1 protein-coding gene is annotated in these 2,052 nt (G+C 50.0%); it reads left to right on the top strand.

Translation table 11 applies throughout. The annotated features are described in order from the left end of the window. A partial coding sequence (locus A6X21_RS24650) for a hypothetical protein (protein WP_165603758.1) occupies positions 1-1,302 on the top strand: 1,302 nt, incomplete at its 5' end. Between the last annotated feature and the right edge of the window lie 750 nt (positions 1,303-2,052).

Here is a 2,052-nt window from a genome sequence, read left to right as displayed (position 1 = left end):
TGTGCCGTCAGCGGCATCTCCGCCCCCGAGACCTGCTTCGTCGGCGATGAAGACGACATCACCATCACCGGCAACTGTCTGGATGGCGTCGGTTTCCCCGACATCCCCGGCTCCACAACTGTTTCCTCGACCGAGGAAAAGAACGCCGAAGGCCACATCGTGAAGATCACCCGCCGCGTCCAATGGACCACCCCCGGCGAACACACCCTCTCCGCCACCTGCGGCGAATCCTCCGCCAGCACCACGGTCAAAGTCTATAAAGTCGATATCGAATGGAATGACCAGATCGTCACCGACGGTACTGTCCCCCGCATCGTCGGCCAACCCATCGTCCTGAAAGCCAAAATCGAACCCGCACCACCTGCCGAAACCACTTACCGATGGTCAGTTCCCGACAAGTGCATCAAAAATTATGAGATGCTCCCCACGCTGGAGAAGATTGACGCTTCCATAGGAAGACTGGATGGAAACTGCCGCACAAGAGCCACAGAAGAACCGCTTGAGCTTGTTGACCTAAAGTTGCCTTCCGTAAGTTTCTTTGCCAAGGGGATTCCAGTAAATGCTGCGGCTATGGTGACTGCACAAATCAATGGGCGACACAAATCAGCAGAAACTGCTCTGGTAATTTCCCGCCCGTCGGCATCACTTGGTATCGAAATGTCGACGATCGAACCGCCTGCAGATATCATTAGAATTGTGGGAAACAAAATGTGCTGTGGACGTACAAACACGAGCGAACCGGAAAGTCGCTCCGCAGTAAGACTGACAGCCGAGGTAACAGTACCGGAAGGCGGCGCCGGAGAAATCGCAATCATTCAGAGGATTAACACGAGCCGATTGACGACCGCCGAACGGATCATTAATGGCGTCAAGGAGCCATACGGCACTCCAATGACGACGAACGGACAATATGTGCTTGATCGCGCACCAGCGGCATCAGCAGTTGCAATTCCACAGTTTATGAGTCTAATCATCTCGGCATCGAGTAATCAGGCAGTTTGTATTTACACCCTTGACAGCCCTTCTGTGGAATTTATCGGAGTTGACACCTTAATCGACGTCAGGGAGTATTTCGAAGACTTTCTAATGTATCGACCCACTGGAGGAATTTGGGTCACGCTTCGAAAGGCAAGATGGAAATGGGCCGCTCGGGCCAACCGGGAAAATGGTGGCGCTTTACAATGGAATTGGCTTGTAAAGACACCACCAAGCGTGGAGACTTCTCCTACCGGTGATAGCGAACAGTTGCCAACATGGACTCAACGAATACAAGATATAGATTATTTCCACAGACATCCGTAAGAATAAGTATGTATATCTCAGGGATCAGCTTATGTTCACCTTGGGTGCGTCTGCCAATGTTCTCAGATTCACGCTGCATGTAAGCCTGTTTTTTCTCGTGGTACCATTTTCGTATGTGAACATTCGGTTTGCTGCGATGATTTATGATGCATATCGGGTTCTGCAATTTCAAGATGAGTGCTCTACTTGGGGTATTAAATGTGAAGTGACCCGATCTCCATTGCTTCCGTTTCGGATCGCTGGCATGATGCCGGTTGTCGGAAGAAAATGGACTGATGGACGACCAATGTCTCTCATTTTTTTCCGTAGCGACGGACTACCAATTGATTGTGTCCACCTAAAGGAGTTGTTAAGTAGATATCCTTTTAAGGATGAGATCTGTAAAGTTACAATACGCGGTGCCCACAGCAACGACGCGGATGTATTGGCTATCATCCTAGATTTATTCAACTGGCCAAGACTTAGTATGATTTCCACCCAGAGGACAGCGTTTCCGCTGAGATTGTGTCGCGATTCCTTCGGCAAGGCTACCCCGTTAATTCGAGAAATAATTGAACTAGGGGGTACACATCACTTGATTGAAAAGTGCACAAGAGATAGGCATTCTCAGTTATGTCTTGAATTAAGTCGCCTTTCTATTGTTGCCGAATGATTTGACATTTGTGTCACAACCCGCCTCTACCATCAGCCCGCCCTGATTGGCTGTGTCCTGGCCGTCTCTCGGGAAACCTACTTCGCACTGGGTGGCTT

Origin of the sequence: Planctopirus hydrillae, assembly GCF_001707835.1 — a bacterium.
GTDB classification, from domain to species: Bacteria; Planctomycetota; Planctomycetia; order Planctomycetales; family Planctomycetaceae; genus Planctopirus; species Planctopirus hydrillae.
This window is presented reverse-complemented; position numbering and strand designations above follow the sequence as displayed.